Raw genomic sequence first — 26,115 nt, forward strand, 5'->3', positions numbered from 1 at the left:
TCCGGCGCGCCTCAGCGGGTCAGCGAGGTGACGTAGGCCTCGATCTCCGCGGCGGGCGCGGAGCCGTAGACGAGCACCGACTGCCGTCCCACCGTCGCGGTGTAGCCGGTGTCCCCGCCCTCGTCGGACCACGACTGCCACTCCCGGGCCACCGGCGAGTCGAGGGTGAGGGCATCGCCCTCGGCGGCCTCGGCGTCGACGTACTCCTCCGCCAGCGACTCAGCGCTCGCGTCGGCCTGCCGGATCCCGACGAAGTCCCCCTCGTCGGTGAGCACGCCCAGGCCCCAGCTGTCCCGCTCCCCGGGCACGACGTCGATGCTCGTCGCGATCCAGCCCTCGGGCAGCCGCGGGGGGTGCACCGGCCGGCTGCCGGCGGCCTGCAGCTGCTCCACGGCGGCGAGGTAGTCGATCGGCTCGGGCTCGATCTCCAGCTCCTCGCGGTTGAGCGCCCGGAACGCCACGAAGGCGCCGATCGCCAGGAGCGTGACGATGAGGGCACCGATGAGTCCGGACGTGGACCGCTGGTACCTGCCGGGCTGCTCGCTCACGCCGCTCATCCTCCCAGCGGCGCGATGGTCCGTGACGATCGGACCCTGCCGACCGGCTGACGAGGGTCCGATCGTCGCGGACCATCCCAGCGAGGAATCGTGCGCAGATGCGCCGACTCGGGTGAGCTTTCATGCGCAGATGCGCCGACTCGCTGGGCAAAGGCTCCGCAGATGCGGCAGGATGCAGGCATGCCCAGGTACCGGTTCGCGGAAGCCGCCGAGCTGCTCGGCGTGAGCGACGACACCGTACGGCGCTGGGTCGAGGCCGGCCGCCTGCGGGCCCGGCCAGCCGACGAGCACGGGCCTGCGCGCGTGGAAGGCGCCGACCTGGCGGCCTTCGCCGAGTCGCTGGTCCACGAGCCCGACCGGGACCAGACCCGGGCCAGTGCCGTGAGCGCCCGCAACCGGCTCGTCGGCATCGTCACCCGGGTCAAGCGCGACCACGTGATGAGCCAGGTCGAGATGGTCTGCGGCCCCTACCACCTCACCTCCCTGATGAGCACCGATGCCGCGGACGAGCTCGGCCTCGAGCCGGGCGTGCGCGCGATTGCGTCGGTCAAGTCCACCAACGTCGTCGTGGAGGTGCCGTGAGGCTGCTGGCAGCCCTGGCCCTCGTGCTCCCCCTGGCCGCCTGTGGGGGTGGCGACCAGGGGAAGGGCGACGCCGGGCAGCTCACCGTGCTGGCGGCCGCCTCGCTCACCGGCACGTTCACCGAGCTCGCGGAGGAGTTCGAGGACCGGCACCCCGGCGTCGAGGTCGAGCTCGCGTTCGGCTCCTCGACCACCCTCGCCCAGCAGGTCGCGGAGGGGGCGCCCGGCGACGTGCTCGCCACCGCCGACCTGGCCGCGATGGACCTCGCCGGGGACGCGGTCGACACCGACGCGACGGTCCGTGGCTTCGTCCGCAACGCGCTGGTCCTGGTGACTCCCCCCGACGACCCGGCAGGGATCGACGGGCTGGACGACCTGGCCGGCGAGGACGTGGACTACGTGGTCTGTGTCGACACCGCCCCCTGCGGCAGGGTCGCTGCTGCCGTGCTCGCCGAGGCGGGCGTCACCACCGACCCGGCGAGCGAGGAGGTCGACGTCAAGGCCGTGCTCGCCCGGGTGACCGCCGGTGAGGCCGACGCGGGGCTGGTCTACGCGACCGACGCGGTGGCCGCGGGCGACGCCGTACGCCGCGTCGACCTGCCGGAGCTCGCCGCCGCGACCACCGACTACGCCATCGCCCCGCTGGCCGACGGCGACAGCGACCTGGCCGCCGACTTCCTCGACCTGATCGCCTCGGACGAGGGGCGCGGGGTCCTCGAGGACGCCGGGTTCGTGGTGCCGTGAGTGTCCGGCTAGGCCGCATCCCGCTGGCGCTCTCGGTGCCCGCGACGCTCGCGGCACTCCTGCTCGTGCTGCCGCTGGTGACCCTCGTCCTGGACACCCCGTGGCGAGACTTCGGCGGCCACCTCGTCTCCGAGGCGGTGCGTGACGCGCTGTGGATCACCGGGCTGACCAGCGTGCTCGCCGTGGTGGCCTGCCTGGTCGCCGGCACCCCGCTGGCCTGGGTGCTGGCCCGTGTCGACTTCCCCGGCCGGCGGGTGCTGCGTGCGCTCGTCACGGTGCCGCTGGTGCTGCCGCCCGTGGTGGCCGGCGTCGCCCTCACCACCGCGCTGGGCCGCACCGGGGTGATCGGCGGGCCGCTGCACGAGCTCACCGGGTTCGCCGTCCCGTTCACCACGGCCGGCGTGGTCATCGCCCACACGTTCGTGGCGCTGCCGTTCTACGTGCTCGCGGTCGAGGGTGCCCTGCGCACCTCGGGAGAGGCGTACGACGTGGTCGCGGCCACGCTGGGTGCCGACCGCTGGACCACCTTCCGCCGGGTGACGCTGCCACTCGCCATGCCGGGCGTGGTCGCCGGCGCCGCGCTGAGCTGGGCCCGCTCGCTCGGCGAGTTCGGCGCCACGATCACCTTCGCCGGCAACTACCCCGGCACCACCCAGACCATGCCCAGCCTGATCTACACGGCCCTGCAGGGCGACCCGGCCGTGGCCCAGACCCTCAGCATGGTGCTGCTGGTCGGCTCCCTGGCGGTCATCCTGGGCCTGCGGCACCGCTGGCTGGTGGCCCCGTGACCCGCGCGCCCGGTCTGGCCGCACAGGTGGAGGTGCGGGGCCGGGTGGTGGCCGAGGTGCACGCCGAGCCGGGCGACGTCGTGGTGGTGATCGGTCCCAACGGCGCCGGCAAGTCGACCCTGCTCCGGGCGCTGGCGGGCGTCGTCCCGATGTCGGGCAGGGTCGAGGTGGCGGGGGTCGACTGGACCACCCTGCCCGTCCCGGCGCGCCGGCTCGGCTACGTCGTCCAGGACCGCTCGCTCTTCCCGCACCTGACCGCCCTGGACAACGTCGCCTTCGGGCCCCGGGCCCGCGGCGTACCCCGCCACCTGGCCGAGCAGACGGCGCGTGCCTGGCTGGACCGCTTCGGCGTGGGAGACCTCGCCCACCGGAGGCCGCGCGAGCTCTCCGGCGGGCAGGCACAGCGGGTCGCGATCGCCCGGGCACTCGCCACCGAGCCCGACCTGCTGCTCCTCGACGAGCCGTTCGCCGGCCTGGACGTCGGAGTGGCCGCAACCCTCCGGCTCGAGCTGGCGCGGCACCTCGCGGCCTACTCGGGTGTCGCGCTGCTCGTCACCCACGACGCGCTCGACGCCGTGACCCTGGGCAGCCAGGTCGTCGTGCTCGACGGCGGCCGCGTCGCCCAGACCGGGAGCCCGCAGGACGTGGCCGCCCGGCCGCGGACGGAGCACGTGGCCCGGCTCGTGGGGCTGAACGTGCTGCGCGACGGCGACACGTTCACCGCGTTCTCCCCTCGCGACGTCACGGTCAGCCTGGAGCCACCCCACGGCTCCGCGCGGCTGCAGTGGCACGGCAAGGTCTCCAGCGCCGTGCCGCACGGCGACGCCATCCGCCTCCGCGTCGAGTCCTCGCCGCCGCTGCTGGCGGATGTGACGCCCCAAGCAGGCGCGGAGCTGGGTCTTGCTCCGGGGCGCGCGGTGTGGCTGTCGGTCAAGGCCACCGCGGTGGACCGCTACGCGCATGATCCAGCGGGTGGCGCGCCCACCTGAAGGCCGCTCCAGATGGGTACCATGCGGCCATGAGCCCCAGCGAGACTCCGGCACGCCCCGACCGCAACCTGGCCCTCGAGCTCGTGCGGGTGACGGAGGCGGCCGCGATGGCCGCAGGCCGCTGGGTGGGCCGCGGCGACAAGAACGACGCGGACGGCGTGGCCGTCAACGCGATGCGCGTGATGATCTCGAGCATCGGCATGCGCGGCACGGTCGTGATCGGGGAGGGCGAGAAGGACAACGCCCCGATGCTCTACAACGGCGAGCAGGTCGGTGACGGGACCGGGCCGGAGTGCGACGTCGCGGTCGACCCGATCGATGGCACCACGCTGACCGCCAAGGGCATGAACAACGCCATCTCGGTGCTCGCGGTCAGCCCGCGCGGCTCGATGTACGACCCGTCGGCCGTCTTCTACATGGAGAAGCTCGTCACCGGCCCGGAGGCCGCCGACGCCGTCGACATCCGCTACCCCGTCGCCGAGAACATCCACCAGGTCGCGAAGGCCAAGGGCAGCTCGACGCGCGACGTCACCGTGGTGCTCCTCGACCGCCCGCGGCACGCCCGGCTCGTGGAGGAGATCCGCGCGACCGGGGCCCGCATCAAGTTCATCACCGACGGCGACGTCGCCGGCGCGATCATGGCCGCCCGCCCGGACACCGGCATCGACCTGCTGCTCGGCGTCGGCGGCACACCCGAGGGCATCATCGCCGCCTGTGCGATGAAGTGCCTGGGCGGCGTCATCCAGGGTCGTCTGTGGCCGACCGACGACGAGGAGCGCCAGCGCGCCATCGACGCCGGCCACACCCTCGACCCCGAGCACATCCTCACCACGGACGACCTGGTCACCGGTGACGACTGCTTCTTCGTGGCCACCGGCATCACCGACGGCGAGCTGATGCGCGGCGTGCGCTACCGCGCCAACGGCGCGACCACCCACTCACTCGTGATGCGCTCGCGCTCCGGCACGATCCGCAACATCATCTCCGAGCACCAGCTCTCGAAGCTCCGCGACTTCTCCGCGATCGACTTCGACAACTGAGTCGGGCGCTCAACCGGCGGCGTCGAGCCGCGCAGGCCGCAGCGCCCCCAGCACCTCGTCGATGACCCGCGGGTCGACGGCCATCCCCACGTGGGAGGCCCGCACCTCGACCGGCAGCGCAGCCGGGTCGATGCACGCCCGCCAGTCGACGATGCCGTCGCGCCTGCTGTAGATCGCGGTGAAGTCGACGTCGTCGGACAGCGGCGCGCGCGCCTCCTCGAAGCTCTGCCGCGCACACTCCCCCGCCACGCAGTCCACGGACATGAGCCCGGGCACTCCGGCACGGCTCAGCCGGACGAGGGCGTCCAGGCTGGCGGCGAGCGACACGTGGTGCGCCCCGGGCGCCAGCATCGGGCTGCCCATGGTGACGATCCCGGCGACCAGGTCGGGGCGGCGGGCCGCGACCCCGCGGGCCAGCATGCCGCCGAGGCTGTGGCCGACGATCCGCACCCGGGAGCCCCGGCGGTCCGCGATGTGTTCGAGCCGCTCCTCCAGCGCATCCGCCGCGGTGAGCGTGCAGCCGATGTTGGCGTGGATGTGCGAGCGGTAGGTGCGCAGTCCCTGCACGCGCAGCGCCCGGGCCATCAACGCGAGCGAGCCGTCGCCCGCCAGGAAGCCGGGCACGAGGAGGACCGGCTCGTCGCCGCGGCGCGGCGCCCTGGCGGCGTACGGCGTGTGGCGGCGCACGTGGGCCTCGTGCACGGCGCGCCACGCATAGCGACCGACCTCGCCCACGACGCTCGACTCCCGCAGCACCGCGACCGCGGCCGGCGGCTCGAAGCCGTCGGGCCGCAGGAAGTCCGCCAGCACCGACGCGGTGCGGGCGGCAGCCCGGTCAGCGGAGCGTGTGAAGGACGTCACAGCTGTTCACGTTAGCTCGGCGCGTGACCAATACGCGTGATTTCAATCATCCGCGAGCCCGGTGCCGGTGGGGCTGGTGTTCACTGGAAGCATGACGCACCAGCCCGTCTCCGACACGCCCCCGGCGGACCCACGCCGGGCCGGCGTGCCCGTGTCCGAGGAGCTGCGCGCCCGGGTCAACACCCACGTCCAGGCCTCGGGCGTGGAGACCCCGGTCGAGCTGTGCTACCAGACCTTCGGCCGCCCCGATGCCGACCCGCTGCTGCTGGTGATGGGGCTCGGCGGCCCGATGACGTGGTGGGACCCCGACCTCTGCACCCGGCTGGCGCGCGCCGGCTTCTTCGTCATCCGCTATGACAACCGCGACACCGGGCGCTCGACGCGGATCCCGGCGCGCGTCGGACGGCCGCAGATCGTGCGGGCCTTCTCGACCGGCCGGGGACCGGCCCCCTACTCGCTGGGCGACATGGCCGACGACGCGATCGGCCTGCTCGACCACCTCGGCATCGAGGCGGCCCACGTGGCGGGCGTGTCGATGGGCGGGATGATCGCCCAGACGATGGCGATCGAGCATCCCGACCGGGTGCTCTCCCTGGCGAGCGTGATGTCGACCACCGGCGGCCGCACCGTGGGCTGGCAGAGCCCCCGGCTGTTCCCCGCCCTGCTCGCCCCCGCCGGCACCACGCTCGACGCCTACGTGAAGTCGAGCGCCCTGGTGTGGCGCCTGATCGGCTCGCCCGGCTACCCCGGCTCCCCCGAGGAGCGGCGCGCACGGGCCGAGGAGACGTGGGAGCGCGGGTTCAGCGCGAGCGGCGTGCTGCGCCAGATTCTGGCCGTGCTCACCCAGACCAACCGTCGCGCCCGGTTGGCGGAGGTGAAGGTTCCGACCGTGGTGATCCACGGGCTCGCCGACCGGATGGTGCACGTCAGCGGTGGGCGTGCGACGGCCGCGGCGATCGCGGACGCCGAGCTGCTCCTGCTCGAGGGCATGGGCCACGACTTGCCGGCCGGGCTCTTCGACACGTTCACCGAGGCGATCCGGCGCAACGCCGACCGGGCACGGGACTGATCCGGGGTCAGCCGTCGACCCGGTGCGCGCCCGGACCCGGCGTGACCGTGAACGCCACAGGCGGCGTGAAGCCGGCCTCGGCGAAAGCCTCTTCGACCTGCGCCGCGGCGCTCTCGACGGCCTCGGCCTCGAGCAGCCCGATCACGCAGCCGCCGAAACCGCCGCCGGTCATCCGCGCACCCAGCGCGCCGCCGGCCAGCAGCACCTCCACGGCGGTGTCGACCTCCGGCACCGTGATCCGGAAGTCGTCGCGCATCGAGACGTGCGACTGGGTGAGCAGCGGCCCGATCTCCCGCACCCGCCCGGCACGCAGCAGCTCGACGGTCTGGAGCACGCGTGCGTCCTCGGTGACGATGTGGCGGGTGTAGCGCCGCTGCTCCTCCGCCCCCACCCCGTCGAGCCGCGCCAGCGCGGCGTCGAGGTCGTCGATCACGACGTCCCGCAGGGCGGGTACGCCGAGCGCGGCAGCGGCCGCCTCGCAGCCCCGCCGCCGCGCGGCGTACTCCCCGTCGGCGTGGGCGTGCGGGGCCCGGCTGTCCACCACGAGCAGGGCCAGGCCCGCCCCGCCGAGGTCGAACGGCACGGGCTCGGCGGCGAGGTCGCGCATGTCGCAGAAGAGCACGTGCCCTTCCCGGCTGCGCAGGGAGGCCAGCTGGTCCATGCCGCCGGTCGGCGCGCCGACCACGTCGTTCTCGACCGCGCGGGAGAGGGCGAGGAGCTCGTCGGGCGCCAGGCCAAGGCCCAGGGCGTCGTCGAGCGCGGTGACGACGGAGCAGACGACCGCGGCCGAGGACGACAGTCCCGCGCCTGACGGCACGTCGCTGTCGACGGTCACCTCGAGCGGCGGCACGTCGACGCCACGGTCGCGAAGGAGCCAGGCCGCGCCGAGCACGTAGCGCGCCCAGTCGGGGACCGCGGGAGCCTCGGCGAGACCGGTGAGGGGGATGGCCACCTCGCCGTCCACCTGCGCCGAGCCGGCCCGGAGGCCGTCGCCTCCGGGCCGGACCGTCGCCGTGCAGGACGCCGCGATGGCGAACGGCAGGGTGAAGCCGTCGTTGTAGTCGGTGTGCTCCCCGATCAGGTTGACCCGACCGGGGGCACGCCACGTCGCCACAGGCGATGTCTCCGGCTGCTGATCAGTCAGACAGGCGCTCGCCGGTCTCGGTGTCGAAGACGTGCACGTGGTGCGGGTCGGTGGTCACGTAGATCGTCTCGCCCTTGTGCACGGAGTAGCGGTCGCGGGCGCGGACGATGACGTTGCCGGGCGTGCCCTCGACGTCGCAGGTGCCGTAGACGAACGCGTCGGCGCCGAGCTCCTCGACGACGGTCACCTTCACCGGCAGGCCACCCTCCTCGGCGGACACGATGCGCCACGCCTCGGGACGCACGCCCACGGTGATCTTTCCGCTCATCTTCTTCGAGGCCGTCGGGTCGACGGGCACCAGGTAGTTGCCGAGGCGGGCCTGGCCGCTCTCGTCGGCCGTCGCCTCGATCAGGTTCATCTGCGGCGAGCCGATGAAGCCGGCGACGAAGAGGTTGGCGGGGCTGTCGTAGAGCTTGAGCGGAGTGTCGACCTGCTGGAGGACGCCGAGCTTCATCACGGCCACCCGGTCCCCCATCGTCATCGCCTCGACCTGGTCGTGGGTGACGTAGACCGTGGTGACGCCGAGGTCGGCCTGCAGCTTGGCGATGTCCGTGCGGGTCTGCACGCGCATCTTCGCGTCGAGGTTGGACAGCGGCTCGTCCATGCAGAAGACCTGCGGCTGGCGGACGATCGCGCGGCCCATCGCGACGCGCTGGCGCTGGCCACCGGAGAGTGCCTTCGGCTTGCGGTCGAGGAACTGCTCGAGACCGAGGATCTTGGCCGCCTCGGCGACCCGCTTGTCGCGCTCGGCCTGCGGCATCTTCGCCATCTTCAGGGCGAAGGCCATGTTGTCGCGCACCGACATGTGCGGGTACAGCGCGTAGTTCTGGAACACCATCGCGATGTCCCGGTCCTTCGGCGCCACATGGGTGACGTCGCGGTCGTCGATGAAGATGCGACCGGAGTTCACCTCCTCCAGCCCCGCCAGCATCCGCAGGGAGGTTGACTTGCCGCAGCCGGACGGCCCGACGAGCACCATGAACTCCCCGTCCTCGATCTCCAGGTCGAGGCCCGGCACCGCCGGCTCATCGGCTCCGGGATACCACCGTTGCGCCTTCTCGAAACGAACAACACCCATGACTGAACTCCTTCACCGGCAGGTACGTGCCGGACGATCCGTAGTGAAGTGACGCCACCGTAGAGGTGACGTCGCTCACACTAGTGCACACGGACCGCCCGGATCACCTGCGCCGTCTCAGGTGACAGGACGGGCAGACGCACCCCGAGGCTGCCCAGCACCGCGCCGGGGACCACGAGCCCGTCGCTCTCCAGCCACGAGGTGGCGAGGTCGGCCCGGTGCGCGTCGTCGTGCAGCGCGCGTCCCCGGGGCGTCTCGCCCGTCACGCGGTACGTCGCGTCGGCAGCGAGGCCGGGCAGGCGGACCGCGGCCGGGTGCTGGGTCGCTGTCGCGGCGACCGTCGCCGCGACGTACCAGGCCTCACCCGCGTCCTCGGCGACGAGGCCGGTGACCACGACCGCGGGGTCGGGGTGGTCCGCGTGCACGAGCCGGCCGGTGGGCACGAGCGGCCGGACCCGCTTGTGGAGGTCGACCCAGTCGCGGACCGCGGCCCGGTCGTCCGGCGTGATGCGGGAGAGGTCCCACTCGATGCCGAGGTGGAAGAGCAGGGCGGTCGCGCCCCGGTAGCCGAGGCTGTGCCGGCGGCCGGTCGTGTGGGCGACGGGCCCGCCGATGTGCGAGCCGATCAGCTCCGGCGGCACCAGCATCGACGTCCAGGTCTGCAGGTGCTGGCGCTCGAGCGCGTCGATGGTGTCACTGGGCCAGATCCGGTCGGTGCGGGCCAGGATCTCGGCGTCCACCCGTCCTCCCCCGCTGGCGCAGCTCTCGATCTCGAGGGCGGGATGGGCCTCGCGGAGCTCGTCGAGCAGCCGGTGGAGCGCCTGGGTCTGCCCGTGTACGGCCGGCCGCCCGGCGTGGGAGACGTCGACGAGGTCGCGGTTGTGGTCCCACTTGAGGTAGGAGATGTCATAGTCGTCGAGCAGTGCCGTCAGCCCGTCCCGCACGTGCGCATAGGCCTCGGGCACCTGCAGGTCGAGCACCTGCTGGAACCGCCACTCCTCCGGCAGCGCCGTGCGCCCGCGCAGGATCCAGTCGGGATGCGCCCGGGCCAGCTCGGAGTCCTCGTTGACCATCTCCGGCTCCACCCACAGGCCGAAGTCCATGCCCAGCGCGTGCACGCGCTCGATGAGCGGGTGGAGCCCCTTGGGCCAGACCTCCGGGTCGACCTGCCAGTCGCCGAGTCCGGCCCGGTCGTGCCGGCGGCCCAGGAACCACCCGTCGTCGAGCACGAACCGCTCCGCGCCGACCTCGGCGGCGGCCTCGGCCAGGGCGCCGAGCCGGTCGAGGTCGTGGTCGAAGTATGCGGCCTCCCAGGTGTTGACCACCACGGGCCGCACACTGCGCGTGCGGGGCGACTGCGCCCGCAGCGCGGCGTGCAGCCGGGCCGCCATCCCGTCCAGCCCGACGACGCTGTAGGACCCGAGCACGCGGGGCGATGTGTAGGACTCCCCCGGCTCCAGCACGACCTCGCCCGGACCGAGCAGCTCACCGCTGCCGAGCACGCACTCGCCCTCCGGCGTGCGCTCGGCGTACGTCGTGTGGTCGCCGCTCCAGGCGGTGTGCACGCCCCAGAGCTCGCCGTGCCCGAAGCCGAAGCCCGGGACGCCGGCCACCATCACCAGCGAGGCGTCGTGGCCGGTGCGGCCGTGCCGCGACTCGCGCACGTGGGTGCCCTGGACCCACGGATGCCGCTGCGGGTGGCGCTCGCGGGTCCACCGTCCGGTGAGGTCGAGGAGCTCGGTGGCCTGCGGCGCCACGGGGAGCACCGTGCGTACGGCCACCAGCTGCAGCGGCCCGGCACCGGAGTTGGTCACCCGGGTGCGAGCCGTCAGCAGCCCGCCCTCGTCGAGGGAGAGGGTCACCTCCACGTCCCAGCCCGCCTCGCGGTCGGAGCCGGTCAGGGTCAACGTGCCGGCGTCGTCGTCGGCGACGCTCCAGTCGTCGAGGCGAGGCGCCACGGGGCCGGAGGTGGCGCCGGGCCGGACCCCCTCGAGGGCCGGGGTGCCGCTGAAGCCGCGGACCACCTGCGGCACCACGCCGGACCAGCGGGGCCGGTCGAGCGCAGAGTGCGGGACCCCGGGCCGATGCAGGGCGCCGAGCGCGGCGAGCTGCTCGGGATCGAGCGGTCCGAGGGCGGCGCCCCAGTGGGCGATGACGGGCTCTCCCGACGGAGAGGGCGTGAGCACCAGGCTCACGCCCTCCCGCATCAGGTGGACAGGTGCGAAGGTCACCGCACCATCTTCTCGGCACTCACCCCTTCACCGCACCCGAGGTGAGGCCTCGGACGAAGTAGCGCTGGAGCGCGAAGAAGACCGCCATCGGCAGCACCATCGACACGAACGCGCCCGCCGTGAGCAGCTCGGCCCCCTGGCCCTGCGTGCCCAGCAGCTGCTGCAGCTGGACGATCACCGTGGCGTTCCCGGAGTTGAGGAACAGCTTGGCGATCAGCAGGTCGTTCCACACCCACAGGAACTGCAGGATCGCGAACGCCGCGATCACCGGCACCGACATCGGCACGATCAGCTTCCAGAAGGTCTGGAAGTGGGTGGCCCCGTCGATCTTGGCCGACTCGATCACGGTGCGCGGCAGGGTCGCCATGTAGTTGCGGATCGTGTAGATGGCCAGGGGCATACCGAAGCCGGTGTGCAGCAGCCAGACCGAGATGTACTGGCCCGAGATGCCGAGCCCACGCGGACCGAGGATGTCGAGCATCGGCGCGAAGGCCACCTGGATCGGCACCACCATCACGGCCACGATCGACACGAACAGAAGGTCCTTGCCCCGGAAGTCCATGAACGAGAACGCGTACGCCGCGAACGCGGCGAACATGATCGGGATGACCGTGGCCGGGATGGCCACGACGAGGCTGTTGATGAAGCCCGTCCCCATGTCCTGGCCCTCGAAGACACCCGAGTAGTTGGCTGTCGTCCAGTTGGCCGTGATGGGGTTGAGCAGGGCGCTCCACCAGCCCGTGCTCGCCGCGTCCTCGCGGGTGCGGAACGAGGTGACCAGGAGCCCCAGGGTGGGCATCGTCCACAGGAGGCAGAGCAGCACCATGACGACGATGGCGAAGATGCTGCGTGGCCGCCCGTCGCTCATCCTGCGCCTGCGGCTGGGCTTCTTCTCGACGGTGGCCGTCGTGACGTTGGCGGACGTCGTGCTCATCGTCCTGCCTCCTCTTCCCTGAAGTGGCGGACCTGGTACCAGAGCACCGGCAGGACCGCGATCAACAGGATCACCACGATGGCCGCGGCCTGGCCGGCCTGGTCGTCGGCGAACAGCCGGTTGAAGAACAGGTTGGCGATCACGTTGCTCTTGAAGTTGCCGTTGGTCAGCACGTAGACGATGTCGAAGACCTTGAGCACCAGGATCAGCACCGTGATGAACACGGTGATAATCGTGCCCTTGATCTGGGGGATGACCACCTGCCAGAAGATCTGGAGCTCGGTGGCGCCGTCGATGCGAGCGGCCTCGATCGTGTCCTCGGGGACCCCCTTGATCGCCGACGACAGCAGGATCATCGCGAAGCCGACCTGGAGCCAGATCAGGATGACCATCATCAGGATCGAGTTGAGCCGCGCCGTCGACGTGTTGAGCCAGGCGACGGGGTCACCACCGAATGCGGCCCAGATCGCGTTGAGCAGGCCGGTCGTGTCGAAGGCGTAGACGAGCAGCCAGATCGCCGAGGCACCGACGAACGAGATCGCCATCGGCGCGAAGATGACGCTCTTGGCGATCTTCTCGCCCTGGGGCGTCAGCTTGTCGGCCAGCACTGCGACCACCACGCCGATCGCCACGGTGACGGCCGGCACGATCAGCAGCCACAGGACGTTGTTGAGGATCGAGTCGCGGAACTCCTGCGAGCCGAAGATGTCCTGGTAGTTCTGCAGGCCGACGTACTCCGTGCTGTCCGCGTTGGCGAAGGAGTAGTTGATCGTCTGGATCGTCGGGTAGAGCAGCATCAGCGCGATGGCACCGAAGCCCGGGAACAGGTACGCGTACGGCGTCGCCTTCTCGGACATCCGCTCGGGCAACCCCTCCACCGCCATGTTGAGGAACAGGAAGAAGAGGTAGGCGCCGCCCACGCCGGCCACCAGCGCCAGGGCGCCGATCAGGATCTTGCTGTTGGCGAACCACTCCGGGTAGTAGGCGAAGGCCAGGAAGAGGTTGCCCACCAGCCACGCGACCGCGACCATGCCGACGATGCCGATGCCCAGCTTGACCGGGTCGGCCCCCCGGGGCGCCGAGATCTCGCGGCTCTCGGTGGGATCCGGCCCGCTCGTCGTCTCCACACTCCGGGCGGTCACTGCTCCTCACCCTCCGCGGGCCAGCTCTCCTCGAGGGCGTCAAGGGTCTCCTGGGTCGAGGCGCCGTCGATCCACTTGACCATCTCGGTCCAGAAGGTGCCCGAGCCCACCGACTTCGGCATCAGGTCCGAGGCGTCGTAGCTGGTGGCCGAGGCCTGGTAGGCCATGTCGGCGATCGCCCGTGTGACGTCATCGGGGTAGTGGCTGCCGTCGAACGTCGCGTGCGGGGACAGCCAGCCGCCGGCCTGTGCCCACTCGGCGCCGAACTGGTCGGAGCTGAGGAACTGCATGAACTCTTGGACGTCCTCGTCGTTGCCGTTGAAGACCGCGGCGTAGTCGCCGCCGACGAGCGTGGGGTCACCGTCGTACCCGCCCTCGAAGCGTGGGAACTTGAAGACGCCCAGCTCCTCGTCCAGCACGTCCTGGATCTCGGCCGGGTAGAAGCCGATGGCGAAGTTGCCCTGACGCTCCATCCAGCACTTGGGACCGGCCTGGTCGAACATCGGCAGGCCAGCCTCGGCGAAGGGCGTGTTGAGGATCGCCCTCTTGCCGCCGAGCACCATGCCCTCGCCCTTGGCGATCTCGCCATAGGCGTCCAGTGCCGTGGCGATGACCGGGTCGCTGAACGGAATCTGGTGGTCGACCCACTGGTCGTAGACGTCGGGGCCGGCGGTGACCAGCACCATCTGCTCGAGTCCGTCGGTGCCGACCCACCCGGTGGCCTGGGCCGACTCCCAGCCCATGCACCAGGGTGTCTCACCCTGGTCGACCAGGTCCTGGCTGAACTTCATCAGGTCCTGGTAGGTCTCGAACTCGGTCGGGTGGCCCGCCTGCTCCCAGGCCTTCTTCGGGTAGTAGACGACGCTCTTGACCGCCATCCGCATCGGGGCGCCGTAGACGCGGCCCTCGAAGCGCGCGAAGTCGAGGAAGCCCGGCACGAGCGTGCGGTCGAGCGCGTCGTAGTCGAGGAAGGTGTCGATGGGCTGGACGGCTCCCTCGTCGACGAACTCGGCCAGGCCGCCCGGCTGCGGGAAGATGCCGATGTCGGGGCTGTCACCGCTGCCGACCCGGGTCTTGATGGTGGTCGTGAAGTCCTGGTCGGCGGTGTATTCGACATCGATCCCGGACTCCTCCTCGAAGGCCGCGATGCTCGCCTCGAAGGACTCCTGCTCGACGCCGCCGAAGGCACCGAGGACGACGACCTTGCCGTCGCCGTCCGCCTGGGCGTTGTCCACGAAGCCGCTGAGACCAGCTCCTTCACCCTGGCCTCCCACCGGCGACTGCAGGCAGCCCGTGGTGGTCAGCGCGGCGGCCAGGCCGAGGCCGAGCGCGGCGACGCGACGCCTGTTCCCTGTGCGCATGTGCCATCCCTTCTTCGCATGGTGCGACGGGCCCCCTGGACACCGGGCTGCCGGCTCTCCGAGCCCGGACGGCCCCCTGTGAGCGCCGTCACAGTATGGACAAGAGTTCTACTCGGGTGCGCTGGCAATGTCCACGACCGCCGCCCGCGAGGCGGGTTCTGCGTAGATCGTGCCGCCCCACTCGACGAACTCGGCCGACTTCTCGCGGAACCTCTCGCGCACGTCCTGGCTGATCCGCATGGAGCAGAACTTCGGCCCGCACATCGAGCAGAAGTGCGCCGTCTTGGCGCTCTCGGCCGGCAGCGTCTCGTCGTGGAAGGCCTCCGCGGTCTGCGGGTCGAGCGCCAGTGCGAACTGGTCCCGCCACCGGAACTCGAAGCGGGCCTTCGACAGCGCGTCGTCCCACTCGCGGGCTCGCGGGTGGCCCTTGGCGACGTCAGCGGCGTGGGCGGCGATCTTGTAGGTGATCACACCGGTCTTCACGTCGTCGCGGTCGGGCAGGCCGAGGTGCTCCTTTGGCGTGACGTAGCAGAGCATCGCCGTGCCGTGCCAGGCGATCGTGGCCGCGCCGATCGCCGAGGTGATGTGGTCGTAGCCCGGCGCGATGTCGGTGACCAGCGGACCGAGCGTGTAGAACGGCGCGCCGTGGCACCAGTCCTGCTGCAGGACGACGTTCTCCTCCACCAGGTCGAGAGGGACGTGGCCGGGGCCCTCGACCATGACCTGCACGTCGTACTCCCACGCGCGCTTCGTGAGCTCGGCCAGGGTGCGCAGCTCGCTCAGCTGGGCCTCGTCGTTGGCGTCGGCCGTGGAGCCGGGCCGCAGGCCGTCGCCGAGGCTGAAGCTCACGTCGTACTGCTGGAAGATCTCGCAGAGCTCGTCGAAGTGGGTGTAGAGGAAGTTCTCCTCGTGGTGCGCCAGGCACCACCCGGCCATGATCGAGCCGCCGCGGGACACGATGCCGGTGACCCGGTTGGCGGTCATGGGCACGTAGCGCAGCAGCACACCGGCGTGGATCGTCATGTAGTCGACGCCCTGCTCGCACTGCTCGATGACGGTGTCGCGGAAGATCTCCCAGGTGAGCTTGTCCGCCTCGCCGTTGACCTTCTCGAGGGCCTGGTAGATCGGCACCGTGCCGATCGGCACCGGGCTGTTGCGCAGCACCCACTCGCGCGTCGTGTGGATGTCGTCGCCGGTGGACAGGTCCATCACGGTGTCCGCGCCCCAGGTGACCGCCCAGGTGAGCTTGTCGACCTCCTCGCGGATGCTGCTGGTGACCGCGCTGTTGCCGATGTTGGCGTTGACCTTCACCAGGAACCGCCGGCCGATGATCATCGGCTCGAGCTCGGGGTGGTTGACGTTGGCCGGGATGATGGCCCGCCCGGCGGCGACCTCGCGACGCACGAGCTCGACGTCGCAGCCCTCGCGCAGCGCGACGTACTCCATCTCCCGGGTCACCTCACCGCGCCGGGCGTAGTGCATCTGGGTGACGTGCTGGCCGCGGCGGGGCGCGACCCGCTCGCCCTGCCACTCCTCGCTGGCGGCCCCGCGCCGCAGCGCCGCCCGCCCGTCGTCGCGCAGGTCGGTGCGGCGACCGGCATAGGGCTCGGTGTCGCCGCGCTCCTCGATCCACGCCTCCCGCAGCCGGGGCAGCCCGGCCTCGGGGACGGAGCCGGGGCCGCTGGTGCAGTAGAGCTCGTGCGTCTCCCCGTTGGTGAGGTCGACGCGCGTGAACGGCACGCCGAGCTCTCCTCGGGTGATGCGGGTGTGGGCTTCGTGGACGGTCATCGGTGACTCCTGTCGGTGGTGTGGGCGATCGGGCCCCGGCCGCGGCCGAGGGTCCAGGTGCTGCTGGTGGTGAGCTGGCTGGTGACGTAGTCCGCAGCCCGGAGACACGCGGACACAAGTGCCCCGGCCGAGCGCGGGTCGTGCGGGGACCCGGGTCCGGGAGCGGGGTTGTGTCCGCGTGTCTGCGCGAGAGCGGCGGCGAGGGCGCTGCTGTAGGTGCAGCCGGTGCCGTGGTCGTGGGTGGTGGCGACCCCCGGATGCGCCAGGGGCTCCGGGCGGCCGCCGGGGAGGCACAGCCAGTCGGTGCACTGGGCGGTCTGGTCCCCCGGCTGCCACTGGGGCCCGCCGGTCACGACCACCGCGCCGCCGAGGTCGGCCAGCCGCGCCGCCAGCTCGGCGGGTGGGCCGTCGCGGCCGGCGAGCGCCCGGGCCTCGGCGAGGTTGGGCGTGGACAGGGCTGCGACCGGGAGCAGGACGTCGCGGTACGCCGCGACGACGGCGGCGTCGCCGAGCTCGGCACCGCTGGTGGCCACGAGCACGGGATCGACCACGAGCGGCAGGTGTCCGAGCCGGTCGGCGACCAGGTCGACCACGTCGGCACCGCCGAGCATCCCGGTCTTGACGACCGCGACGGGCAGGTCTGCGACCACGGCGTCGACCTGGGCGGCGACCACGTCGAGCGGCACCCGGTGCACCGCGTGCACCCGTGTGGTGTCCTGCGCCGTGACGGCCGTGACGACACAGGCGCCGTGGCAGCCGAGGTGGCTGAAGGTGGCCAGGTCGGCGGCGATCCCGGCTGCCCCGCCGGAGTCGGTGCCCGCGACCGAGAGCACGACGGGCGGGCTCACCGGGTGGCCTCCAGCAGCCGGGCGACCACGTCGGCCGGCTCGTCGGCCCGCATCACGGCCCCCATCACCGCGACTCCGTGGGCGCCGGCGGCGAGCGCATCCGCGGCGTTGCCGGGGTCGATGCCGCCGAGCGCGAGCACCGGCGCCGGGTGGCTCTCGAGGTCACCGTCGGCCAGGGCGGGTCCGTGGCCCGGCTTGCTCGCGCTCGCGGCGTACGGCGACAGCGTCACCCACCGCGCTCCCTCCTGCGCCGCGCGGGCGACGTCGGCGCGGGAGTGGCAGCTGCGGCCCCAGGGGCCGGCGGCCGGGGCGGCCTGGCTGCCGCCGGCGTGGAGGCCGTGGGCGGCCGGGTCGGGGATCCGGGAGGTGATCGTGGTGAGCGACGGGATGCCGGCCAGCGCCTCGACGAGCGCGTGCCGGGCCTCGGCGCCGAGGTCGTGCTCGCGCACGACCACCCACTCCAGGCCCGCGTCCACGCACTCACGGACCGTGCGCACCAGCGCCCGGCCGAGCTGCAGCTGGGAGCGGTCGGTGAGCAGCACGACCTTCGGCACCCTCATCCGACCCTCCCCAGGACCGGGCTCGACGCGCGGGCGGTCGCGCGCCGCGGGATGCGCCCCGCGAGCCGCGCGGCACGCCCCGCGTCCACGCCGAGGCGCATGGCCCGCGCCATCTCGACGGGGTCGTCGGCACGGGTGACCGCCGTCGCGGCCAGCACCGCGGCGCAGCCCAGCTCCATCGCCAGGGCCGCGTCGGAGGGCGCGCCGATGCCGGCGTCGAGCACCACCGGCACGTCGACCGCCGCCACCACGGACTCGACGGCCAGCGGGTCGAGCAGGCCGAGCCCGGAGCCGATCGGCGAGCCCAGCGGCATCACGGCCGCGCAGCCGGCGTCGGCGAGCCGGCGGGCCAGGACGGGGTCCGCGGGTGCGTAGGGCAGCACCACGAACCCGTCCCGCACCAGCTCCTCGGCGGCCTCCACCAGCCCGAGCGCGTCGGGGAGCAGGGACGCCTCGTCACCGATGACCTCGAGCTTCACCCAGTCGGTCTCCAGGGCCTCGCGGGCGAGCCGGGCCGTCAGCACGGCCTCGCGCGCCGACAGGCAGCCGGCGGTGTTGGGCAGGATCCGGATGCCGCGTCGCTGGAGGGTGTCGAGAAGGCTGCCTGGGCCCGTGCCCGACGTGCGCCTGATGCTGACGGTCACCAGCCCGGGGTCGGCCGCGTCGAGCACGTCGTCGAGGAGCGACAGCCGGGGCAGTCCGCCGGTGCCGAGCAGCAGGCGGGAAGACAGCTCCTGGCCCGCGATCGTGAGCGCGTCAGCCACCCTGCACCGCCGTCACGACCTCGACGACGTCGCCGTCGGCGAGCAGGTGGGCGGCGTGGTGCTCACGGGGCACCACCTGGCCGTTGACGGCGACCGCGCAGCCTCGTGGGTCGGGCAGCAGGTCGGCCACCCGGGTGGTGGGAGACCGCTCCTCGACGCGGCCGTTGAGCGTGATCCTCATCGGGTGCTCCCTTCGGTGGTGGGCGGGGATGGGGAGAAGCGGCGGGGGTCCAGGCGCGCGTCGACGGCGCCGGACTCGAGATGGTCTGCGAGCCGCACGGCGGTCAGCGGGGCGAGCAGCACGCCGTGGCGGTGGTGACCGGCGGCGAGCAGCACGCCGTCGTCCCCGGACGGTCCGACCAGCGGCAGGTTGTCCGGCGTGCCGGGGCGGTCGCGTGCGGTCACCTCGACGAGCTCGGCGCGGTCGAGGGCGGGGACCAGGTCGACGGCGGCCAGCAGCAGGCGCCGCACGCCCCCGACGGTCGCCACCGGGGGCTCGTCGTGCTCCTCCGACGTGGCCCCGATGACGACCTCCCGGGTCCCCGGCCGGGGCACCACGTAGACCGGCTCGCCCCGCGCCCAGCCGCGCACGACGTGGGCCGGCGGGTCGTCGGTGGCCACTCGCAGGATCTCGCCGCGGACGCCGCGCACGAGCGCGTCGTACGGCGCGGGGAGGCGGGCGCCGGTCGCGAGCACCTCGACCTCGGCCGGCACTGCAGCAGGCGAGCCGGGCGACACGACCCGCTCCCCCAGCCTGGCCAGCAGGGCGGCCACGACGGCGCGCGGGTCGACGGCCTGGTCGTGCGGCAGCACGGCGCCGCCCGCCGCCCGAGGGTCCAGCCCCGGCTCGGCAGCGAGCAGCTCGCGGCGGGTCAGCGGCTGGATCGCCACGCCTGCCCCGGCGAGGAGCTCGGCCTGCCGCTCGACCAGCTGCAGGTCGCCGTGGTCGCGGCCGACCAGGAGCGTCCCGGTGCGGGTCAGCGGCACGCCCAGCCGCCCGGCGTACTCCGGCCACAGGGCGACCCCCTCGAGGCACAGCGCCAGCAGGTCGTCCTCGCCGTGCCACGCCTCGCCGCCGGGGCAGAGCATGCCGGCTGCGGCGAACGAGGCGCCCGAGCCCGGGGCCGGGTCGACCACGACGACGTCGTGACCGCGCCCTACGAGCTCGTCGGCACACGCCAGACCGACGATCCCGGCCCCGAGGATCCGCACCCTCATCAGGCGACCGCCCGGACCAGCTCCTTCGCTGCGGCTATCGGATCCGGATGTCGCCAGACGGCGGCGATCACGGCGACCCCGTGCGCGCCGGCCTCCCGGGCCGCGCGGGCCACCTGTGCGTCGACGCCACCGATGGCGACGAGCGGGAGCGGGCCGGCCGCCTCGCCCAGGGCGCGGGTGCCCAGCGGCTCCGGCAGGCCGGCCTTGCTACCGCTGCGGGCCACGGGGCCGAAGCCGGCATAGCTCGCGCCCTCCTCGGCCGCGCGCCGCACGGCTTCGCCGTCGCGGCAGGTCGCCCCGATCAGCAGGTCGGGAGCGAGCCGACGGGCCGCCGCCACGGGCAGGTCGTCCGCGCCGAGGTGCACCCCGGCCGCGCCGGTCGCGAGCGCCACGTCGACCCGGTCGTTGACGACCACCCGGGCGCCGTACGGGGCCACGGCGTCCAGCACGACCCGGGTGAGGTCGACCAGCTCGGCCGTCGTGGCGGACTTGTCGCGGACCTGGAAGCCCTCGACCCCCGCCCCCGCCAAGGCGGGCAGGAGCGCGAGGTCGTCGGTCGAGGAGACCAGACAGAAGAGGCGTGGGAGCACGAAGATCACTTCCTTCGCCGGCATGACCCGGATCAGGTGCGACGGTCGGAGCGGCTCCAGCTCCCTCTCAGCCCGCTGCCGCGGACTCCCGTGTGGACGTGACCGAACCTAGCAGCCCTCCGCGGCTCGGCGACACCGCGGCTCAGTGGCCGGGGAGGTGGCGGTGGTGTGGCGGGTCGAGCCGCGGGCGCCGCTTGGGCCTCGGCTCGCCCGGCATCTGCTTGCGGACCACCGTGACCCCGGCCATCAGGGCCAGGCCCCGGACCCGGACCAGCGGCGAGTGCGCGTCGAACGCGGGCAGCACCCGCGAGCGGGCCTCCTCGAAGGCGCCCATGATGCCCACGCCGTCGACGGCGACCCGGGTGCGGGCGTTCACGACCACGTCGACACCGCCCATCACGGCGCTGGCGTTGATCACCACCTCGGGGCTGGTGAAGATCGCCTCCCGCAGGTCGATCGTGATCCCGCCCATCAGCGCAAGCGCGTTGTAGTGGGTGCCGACCTCCCAGACGCCCTTGCGGTCGTGGCCGCTCATGATGGCCAGGCTGGTCTCGTAGCGGCGGGCCGACCCGGCCGGGACCGGCGGCGGCACCGAGACCGCCGGGGCGTGCGGCCCCGGACGCACCGGGAGGTCAGCGGTGATCGGCACGAGATCGGCGTAGGTGCGCGCGGCGAAGGTGGCCTCGAGCCGCTCGTCGAGCTCGTCGAGGTCGAGCCGACCCTCCCCGGCAGCCTCGCGCAGGATCTCCGCGACCTTGTGCCGGTCGGCGTCGGAGATCCGCAGAAGTGCCGGGTCCCTGCCGTCGGAGGCGCCGCCTCCGAGATTGCCCTGGAGCTCCCCCATGCAGGCCAGACTAGCGGCCCGGCCGAGGACGGGGCAGGGCGTCGGCAGACCCACCCACGGCGTACCCTGACACCTCGTGAGCACCCCCGCAGCCGGTCCCGAATTCCACTACTCCGACCTCCTGCCGACCCACGGCAGCAACGGCGCTGACGAGACGCCCTGGCGCCTCGTCACCACCGAGGGGGTCTCCACGGTCGAGGTCGACGGCCGTACCTTCCTCAAGGTCGAGCCCGAGGCGATCCGCCGGCTCACCGAGGAGGCGATGCACGACATCAGCCACTACCTGCGGCCCGGCCACCTCGCCCAGCTGCGCAAGATCATCGACGACCCCGAGTCGAGCGGCAACGACCGGTTCGTCGCGCTCGACCTGCTCAAGAACGTCAACATCTCCGCCGGCGGAGTGCTGCCGATGTGCCAGGACACCGGCACCGCGATCGTGATGGGCAAGAAGTCCGAGGGCGTGCTCACCGGCGCCGACGACGGCGAGGCGATCAGCCGCGGCGTGTACGACGCCTACACGCGCCTCAACCTCCGCTACTCCCAGCTCGCGCCGCTGAGCACCTTCGAGGAGAAGAACACCGGCACCAACCTGCCGGCCCAGATCGAGCTCTACTCCACGCCCGCCAAGGACGTCCCGGAGTACAAGTTCCTCTTCATGGCCAAGGGCGGCGGCTCGGCCAACAAGTCCTTCCTCTTCCAGGAGACCAAGGCGGTCCTCAACCCGACGCGCCTGATGCAGTTCCTCGACGAGAAGATCCGCTCGCTCGGCACGGCCGCGTGCCCGCCGTACCACCTCGCCGTCGTGATCGGCGGCACCAGCGCGGAGTTCGCCCTCAAGACCGCCAAGCTGGCCTCCGCGAAGTATCTCGACGACCTGCCCACGTCAGGCTCGATGAGCGCCCACAGCATCCGCGACACCGAGCTCGAGGAGCAGGTGCAGGAGCTGACCCGGGCGTTCGGCATCGGCGCGCAGTTCGGCGGCAAGTACTTCTGCCACGACGTGCGCGTGGTCCGGCTGCCGCGCCACGGCGCCTCCTGCCCGGTGGCGATCGCGGTCTCCTGCTCGGCCGACCGGCAGGCGCTCGGCAAGATCACGCCGGAGGGCGTCTTCCTCGAGCAGCTCGAGACCGACCCGGCTCACTACATGCCCGACGCCGGTGTCTCCGACGAGATCGCCGGCGGCGAGGTCGTGAAGATCGACCTCAACCAGCCGATGGCCGACATCCTCGCCGAGCTCTCCAGGCATCCCGTCAAGACGCGGCTCTCGCTCACCGGCCCGCTGGTCGTCGCCCGCGACATCGCCCACGCCAAGATCAAGGAGCGCCTCGACGCCGGCGAGGAGATGCCGCAGTACCTCAAGGACCACCCGGTCTACTACGCCGGCCCCGCGAAGACGCCCGCGGGCATGGCCTCCGGCTCCTTCGGACCGACGACGGCCGGGCGGATGGACTCCTACGTCGACCAGTTCCAGGCCGCAGGCGGCTCGATGGTGATGCTCGCCAAGGGCAACCGGTCGAAGCAGGTCACCGAGGCCTGCCACACCCACGGCGGCTTCTACCTCGGCTCGATCGGCGGCCCCGCCGCCCGGCTCGCGCAGGACTGCATCAAGTCGGTGTCGGTGCTGGAGTACGAGGAGCTCGGCATGGAGGCGATCTGGAAGATCGAGGTCGAGGACTTCCCCGCCTTCATCGTCGTCGACGACAAGGGCAACGACTTCTTCACCGACCCCTCCGGCGCCGTCTCCGTGCCGATCTCCGGCATCCGGGTGCGCTCGGCGGAGTAGCCCGGCGGTAGCCCGGCGGCGTGGGCGGTCAGGCGCGCTGTCGGGCCAGCACGCGGTCCACGCTCAGCCGGCCGGCCCCCACGGCCCCGATCACCAGCACCGCGGCCGCGAGCACGGCGACGAGTTCCCAGCCACCCTCGGCCACGAAGATCCCCGACGAGCGGTGGACGAACCACCAGGCGCCGAGCATGTTGAGGGCGAGCAGCACGGCGGCGACCGGGGTCAGCAGTCCCAGGATGAGCAGGATGCCACCGCCGAGCTCCACCGTGGCCGCGAAGGCCGCGGCGGCCCCGGCCGCCGGGACGCCCATGGCGGCGAAGCTCTCGCCGGTGCCGGCGAGGCCGAACTCGCTGAACTTCTGCCAGCCGTGCGCGGCGAAGACGACGCCCACGACCAGCCGGGCGAGGAGCAGGACGGTGTCCTGGACAGGAGCAGGAATGCGCTTCCCGAGCAGCATGCGGAAACCTTTCGAAGTGGTTGATGATTCATCCAGATGCTAGGAGCGGCACCTGAGCGCTCCCTGAGAGATCACCGCCTCCTACGGTGGGGACATGTCCGAGAACGTCGAGAACCCCGAGATCGGCGAGATCGCCCGGGCCGAGTCCGAGCGCGGCGAGCTGGTGCTGAGGCGTCGTACGTCGGGGCCCGGCGCCCACGTCCTGGAGCTGCGGGTCAACGGGGTGTTCGTGATGGACACGCTGGAGACCACCACCGAGGCTGCGCTGGCCGCGGCGGCGCTGGAGCTCGTCGAGCACCCGCGCGACGTGGTGGTCGGCGGCCTGGGGCTGGGCTTCACCACCCAGCGGGTGCTCGCCGACTCGCGCGTGGAGAAGGTGGTGGTCGTCGAGGTCGAGGAGGCGCTGGTCGGCTGGATGCGCGACGGGACGGTGCCGCACGGCCCCGCGATCCTCGCGGACGAGCGGGTGCGGATCGTCAATGCTGACATCCTGATGGCCATCGCCGAGGCCCGCTCCACCTACGACCTGGTGCTCCTCGACGTCGACAACGGCCCCGGCTACCTCGTGCACGGCGCCAACGCCGGCATCTACGAGCCGGCCTTCCTGCAGCGTTGCCGCGACGTGCTCAACCCCGGCGGCGTGCTGGCGGTCTGGTCGGCCGACCACTCCCCCGAGCTGGTCGAGGCGATGCGCGAGGTGTTCGGCGACGTCGACGAGCAGGTCCACGACGTCCTCCTCCAGGACCGCCCGGAGCACTACTACCTCGTCGTCGCACGGCACACCGTCGGCTGACGCGCTAGGTTTTGCCCCCGCCTGGCGGGGGCAAGACGTAGCATCCGGGTACCGTCGCTCCGTGAGCGACTTCCGCATCGAGCACGACTCCATGGGCGAGGTCCGGGTGCCGGTCGACGCCCTGTGGCGGGCCCAGACCCAGCGTGCCGTCGAGAACTTCCCGATCAGCGGCACCCGCCTCGAGCGGCGGCACATCCAGGCACTGGCCCTGGTGAAGTCCGCGGCCGCCCGGGCCAACGCCGAGCTCGGCGTGCTGTCCGACGAGCAGGCCGGCGCGGTCGTGGCGGCGGCCGCCGAGGTGGCGGCCGGCGACCACGACGACCACTTCCCGCTCGACGTCTTCCAGACCGGGTCGGGCACCAGCTCCAACATGAACACCAACGAGGTGCTTGCGACGCTCGCCGCCCGGGCCGGCGTCGAGCTGCACCCCAACGACCACGTCAACGCGTCGCAGAGCTCCAACGACACGTTCCCGACCTCGATCCACGTGGCCGCGACCCTCGCGGTCGTCGAGGACCTGCTGCCGGCGCTCTCGGTGCTCGAGGCCTCGCTGGCGGCCAAGGCCGAGGACTTCGCCGACGTCGTGAAGTCCGGCCGCACGCACCTGATGGACGCGACGCCGGTGATGCTCGGCCAGGAGTTCGGGGGGTACGCCGCCACGGCGAGGTATGCGCGCGAGCGGCTCGAGGCCGTGCTGCCCCGGGTGCGGGAGCTGCCGCTCGGCGGCACCGCGGTCGGCACCGGCATCAACACCCCGCCCGGCTTCGCCGCGCGCGTGATCGAGCTGCTCGCCGAGGACAGCGGCCAGCCGTTCACCGAGGCGCGCGACCACTTCGAGGCCCAGGGCGCGCGCGACTCCCTCGTCGAGCTGTCCGGAGTGCTGCGGACGGTCGCCGTCGGCATCACCAAGATCTGCAACGACCTCCGGTGGATGTCCTCGGGGCCCACCACGGGCCTGGCCGAGATCCACCTCCCCGACCTCCAGCCGGGTTCGAGCATCATGCCCGGGAAGGTCAACCCGGTCATCCCCGAGGCGACGCTGATGGTGTGCGCCCAGGTCGTCGGCAACGACGCCACCGTGGCCTGGGCGGGCGCCAGCGGCAGCTTCGAGCTCAACGTGATGATGCCGGTGATGGCGCGCAACCTGCTCGAGTCGATCCGGCTGCTGTCCACGTCGTCCCGGCTGCTGGCGGAGCGGTGCGTCGACGGGATCACCCCGGACGTGGAGCGGATGCGCGCCTACGCCGAGTCCTCCCCGTCGATCGTCACGCCGCTCAACCGCTACCTCGGCTACGAGGAGGCGGCGAAGGTGGCCAAGCAGGCGCTGAAGACGGGCTCGACGATCCGCGAGACCGTGCTGGCGATGGGCTACGTCGACCGCCGGGTGCTGACGCTCGAGCAGCTCGACGCCGCCCTCGACGTGGCCTCGATGACCCGCCCGCCGACCCGCTAGCCGCGCCGCCGGGCCTGCTGGGCCCCGAGCTCGGCGATCAGCGCAGCCCGGAGGTCGGCGTACTCCTCCCCCAGCGCGTCGCGCTGCTCGACCCTGCCCTCCCAGTGGTGCAGCGCCGCCGGCCAGCCGACGAGGTCCGCGGGCTCCCACTCGTAGCGCGGCGTGACGTGGACGTGGAGCAAGGCGTCGGTGTTGCCCTGGATCTCCAGGTTGATCCGCCGGAACTGCGGGTCGCGGCGCGAGCACACCGCCGCGACGGCCCGGCCGAGGACGGCCATGTCCTGGAGGAACACCAGCTGCCGGGCCGGGTCGAGGTCGGTGAGCTGGTCGGCGCCGGGGTCGTCGGAGATGAGCACGCAGTAGCCGGGCAGGTGCTGGTTGTCCCCGATCACGGCGAAGCCGGCGTCGAGGCGGGCCAGGACGGTGGGGTTGGTGCCGGCGAGGGCAGAGCCGACCCGGTCGGCCTTGTAGTCAGTCGTCACGGCCAGACCGTAGCCG

At 72.5% G+C, this 26,115-nt stretch carries 27 protein-coding genes and 1 riboswitch; of the genes, 9 read left to right on the forward strand and 18 right to left on the reverse strand.

Annotated features, from left to right (window positions below):
• Window positions 1-11: 11 nt before the first annotated feature.
• A complete protein-coding gene (locus tag DDE18_RS16610; RefSeq protein ID WP_165821205.1) occupies window positions 12-548 on the reverse strand; it encodes a DUF4245 family protein in 537 nt (178 codons plus the stop codon).
• A gap of 189 nt (window positions 549-737) precedes the next feature.
• On the opposite strand from DDE18_RS16610, the gene DDE18_RS23405 reads away from it, so the two are divergent.
• Genes DDE18_RS23405 through glpX form a run of 5 tightly spaced genes read left to right on the forward strand, consistent with a single transcriptional unit; the run spans window position 738 to window position 4,699 of the window.
• Window positions 738-1,139 carry a TOBE domain-containing protein gene (locus DDE18_RS23405; protein WP_211754591.1) on the forward strand — a complete coding sequence of 134 codons (402 nt, stop codon included), beginning with the start codon at window positions 738-740 and terminating at the stop codon, window positions 1,137-1,139.
• On the forward strand, window positions 1,136-1,882 hold the full coding sequence (modA, locus tag DDE18_RS23410) for a molybdate ABC transporter substrate-binding protein (RefSeq protein ID WP_211754592.1): 747 nt from the start codon (window positions 1,136-1,138) through the stop codon (window positions 1,880-1,882). Before DDE18_RS23405 ends, modA begins: the two co-directional genes overlap by 4 nt.
• Window positions 1,879-2,670 (forward strand): ABC transporter permease, encoded by a 792-nt coding sequence (locus tag DDE18_RS16620; RefSeq protein WP_245916779.1) that lies wholly within the window; start codon window positions 1,879-1,881, stop codon window positions 2,668-2,670. The genes modA and DDE18_RS16620 overlap by 4 nt, the downstream gene beginning before the upstream one ends.
• On the forward strand, window positions 2,667-3,659 hold the full coding sequence (locus DDE18_RS16625) for an ABC transporter ATP-binding protein (protein WP_245916781.1): 993 nt from the start codon (window positions 2,667-2,669) through the stop codon (window positions 3,657-3,659). Before DDE18_RS16620 ends, DDE18_RS16625 begins: the two co-directional genes overlap by 4 nt.
• Window positions 3,660-3,688: 29 nt before the next feature.
• A complete protein-coding gene (gene glpX, locus DDE18_RS16630) occupies window positions 3,689-4,699 on the forward strand; it encodes a class II fructose-bisphosphatase (protein ID WP_116573394.1) in 1,011 nt (336 codons plus the stop codon).
• 9 nt (window positions 4,700-4,708) lie between these two features.
• Here glpX and DDE18_RS16635 read toward each other — a convergent pair whose 3' ends face one another.
• A complete protein-coding gene (locus DDE18_RS16635; protein WP_116573395.1) occupies window positions 4,709-5,560 on the reverse strand; it encodes an esterase/lipase family protein in 852 nt (283 codons plus the stop codon).
• A gap of 91 nt (window positions 5,561-5,651) precedes the next feature.
• On the opposite strand from DDE18_RS16635, the gene DDE18_RS16640 reads away from it, so the two are divergent.
• The gene (locus DDE18_RS16640; RefSeq protein ID WP_116573570.1) at window positions 5,652-6,629 is read left to right on the forward strand and encodes an alpha/beta fold hydrolase; all 978 of its coding nucleotides are present in this window, start codon (window positions 5,652-5,654) and stop codon (window positions 6,627-6,629) included.
• Window positions 6,630-6,636: 7 nt separating this feature from the next.
• Here the strand turns inward: DDE18_RS16640 and galK are convergent, their stop codons facing one another.
• The 14 genes from galK to DDE18_RS16710 form a co-directional block, all read right to left on the reverse strand.
• Window positions 6,637-7,743, reverse strand: coding sequence for a galactokinase (gene galK / locus DDE18_RS16645; protein ID WP_245916782.1), 1,107 nt, complete (start codon window positions 7,741-7,743; stop codon window positions 6,637-6,639).
• Window positions 7,744-7,765: 22 nt separating this feature from the next.
• Window positions 7,766-8,851 carry an ABC transporter ATP-binding protein gene (locus tag DDE18_RS16650; protein WP_116573397.1) on the reverse strand — a complete coding sequence of 362 codons (1,086 nt, stop codon included), beginning with the start codon at window positions 8,849-8,851 and terminating at the stop codon, window positions 7,766-7,768.
• 80 nt (window positions 8,852-8,931) lie between these two features.
• The gene (locus tag DDE18_RS16655) at window positions 8,932-11,082 is read right to left on the reverse strand and encodes an alpha-galactosidase (RefSeq protein ID WP_245916784.1); all 2,151 of its coding nucleotides are present in this window, start codon (window positions 11,080-11,082) and stop codon (window positions 8,932-8,934) included.
• 19 nt (window positions 11,083-11,101) lie between these two features.
• Complete coding sequence (locus DDE18_RS16660; RefSeq protein ID WP_245916785.1) at window positions 11,102-12,016, reverse strand: carbohydrate ABC transporter permease; 915 nt, start codon at window positions 12,014-12,016, stop codon at window positions 11,102-11,104.
• Window positions 12,013-13,158, reverse strand: coding sequence for a carbohydrate ABC transporter permease (locus tag DDE18_RS16665; protein ID WP_245916787.1), 1,146 nt, complete (start codon window positions 13,156-13,158; stop codon window positions 12,013-12,015). Before DDE18_RS16665 ends, DDE18_RS16660 begins: the two co-directional genes overlap by 4 nt.
• Complete coding sequence (locus DDE18_RS16670) at window positions 13,155-14,519, reverse strand: ABC transporter substrate-binding protein (RefSeq protein WP_116573398.1); 1,365 nt, start codon at window positions 14,517-14,519, stop codon at window positions 13,155-13,157. Before DDE18_RS16670 ends, DDE18_RS16665 begins: the two co-directional genes overlap by 4 nt.
• 108 nt (window positions 14,520-14,627) lie before the next feature.
• Window positions 14,628-16,307 carry a phosphomethylpyrimidine synthase ThiC gene (gene thiC / locus DDE18_RS16675; protein WP_116573399.1) on the reverse strand — a complete coding sequence of 560 codons (1,680 nt, stop codon included), beginning with the start codon at window positions 16,305-16,307 and terminating at the stop codon, window positions 14,628-14,630.
• Window positions 16,304-17,155, reverse strand: a complete 852-nt coding sequence (locus DDE18_RS16680; RefSeq protein ID WP_116573400.1) for a hydroxymethylpyrimidine/phosphomethylpyrimidine kinase — start codon at window positions 17,153-17,155, stop codon at window positions 16,304-16,306. Before DDE18_RS16680 ends, thiC begins: the two co-directional genes overlap by 4 nt.
• Window positions 17,152-17,715 (reverse strand): thiamine phosphate synthase, encoded by a 564-nt coding sequence (locus DDE18_RS16685; protein WP_116573401.1) that lies wholly within the window; start codon window positions 17,713-17,715, stop codon window positions 17,152-17,154. The genes DDE18_RS16680 and DDE18_RS16685 overlap by 4 nt, the downstream gene beginning before the upstream one ends.
• Entirely contained in the window at window positions 17,712-18,479 is a 768-nt protein-coding gene (locus DDE18_RS16690) for a thiazole synthase (RefSeq protein WP_116573402.1), read from the reverse strand. Before DDE18_RS16690 ends, DDE18_RS16685 begins: the two co-directional genes overlap by 4 nt.
• Complete coding sequence (gene thiS, locus DDE18_RS16695) at window positions 18,472-18,660, reverse strand: sulfur carrier protein ThiS (RefSeq protein WP_116573403.1); 189 nt, start codon at window positions 18,658-18,660, stop codon at window positions 18,472-18,474. The genes DDE18_RS16690 and thiS overlap by 8 nt, the downstream gene beginning before the upstream one ends.
• Entirely contained in the window at window positions 18,657-19,697 is a 1,041-nt protein-coding gene (locus DDE18_RS16700) for an FAD-dependent oxidoreductase (RefSeq protein WP_211754593.1), read from the reverse strand. Before DDE18_RS16700 ends, thiS begins: the two co-directional genes overlap by 4 nt.
• Window positions 19,697-20,311, reverse strand: a complete 615-nt coding sequence (locus DDE18_RS16705; RefSeq protein WP_165821206.1) for a thiamine phosphate synthase — start codon at window positions 20,309-20,311, stop codon at window positions 19,697-19,699. The genes DDE18_RS16700 and DDE18_RS16705 overlap by 1 nt, the downstream gene beginning before the upstream one ends.
• A riboswitch (TPP riboswitch) is annotated at window positions 20,280-20,389 on the reverse strand. It overlaps the preceding gene by 32 nt.
• 40 nt (window positions 20,390-20,429) lie before the next feature.
• Entirely contained in the window at window positions 20,430-21,131 is a 702-nt protein-coding gene (locus DDE18_RS16710; protein ID WP_116573405.1) for a DUF1707 SHOCT-like domain-containing protein, read from the reverse strand.
• A 76-nt stretch (window positions 21,132-21,207) separates the two neighbouring features.
• Here DDE18_RS16710 and DDE18_RS16715 point away from each other — a divergent pair, with 76 nt between their 5' ends.
• The gene (locus DDE18_RS16715) at window positions 21,208-22,914 is read left to right on the forward strand and encodes a fumarate hydratase (protein WP_116573406.1); all 1,707 of its coding nucleotides are present in this window, start codon (window positions 21,208-21,210) and stop codon (window positions 22,912-22,914) included.
• A gap of 28 nt (window positions 22,915-22,942) precedes the next feature.
• Here the strand turns inward: DDE18_RS16715 and DDE18_RS16720 are convergent, their stop codons facing one another.
• Window positions 22,943-23,371 (reverse strand): DoxX family protein, encoded by a 429-nt coding sequence (locus DDE18_RS16720; protein ID WP_116573407.1) that lies wholly within the window; start codon window positions 23,369-23,371, stop codon window positions 22,943-22,945.
• 94 nt (window positions 23,372-23,465) lie between these two features.
• Between DDE18_RS16720 and DDE18_RS16725 the strand changes: the two genes are divergently transcribed.
• Window positions 23,466-24,164, forward strand: coding sequence for a spermine/spermidine synthase domain-containing protein (locus tag DDE18_RS16725; RefSeq protein WP_116573408.1), 699 nt, complete (start codon window positions 23,466-23,468; stop codon window positions 24,162-24,164).
• Between the two features lie 61 nt (window positions 24,165-24,225).
• Window positions 24,226-25,617: a class II fumarate hydratase gene (locus tag DDE18_RS16730; protein WP_281258398.1), complete on the forward strand. Its 1,392-nt coding sequence runs from the start codon at window positions 24,226-24,228 to the stop codon at window positions 25,615-25,617.
• Here the strand turns inward: DDE18_RS16730 and DDE18_RS16735 are convergent.
• Window positions 25,614-26,099, reverse strand: coding sequence for an HIT family protein (locus DDE18_RS16735; protein ID WP_116573409.1), 486 nt, complete (start codon window positions 26,097-26,099; stop codon window positions 25,614-25,616). The two genes, DDE18_RS16730 and DDE18_RS16735, sit on opposite strands and share 4 nt — an antisense overlap.
• Window positions 26,100-26,115 lie beyond the last annotated feature (16 nt).

It is taken from the genome of Nocardioides gansuensis (assembly GCF_003076135.1).
GTDB classification, from domain to species: domain Bacteria; phylum Actinomycetota; class Actinomycetes; order Propionibacteriales; family Nocardioidaceae; genus Nocardioides; species Nocardioides gansuensis.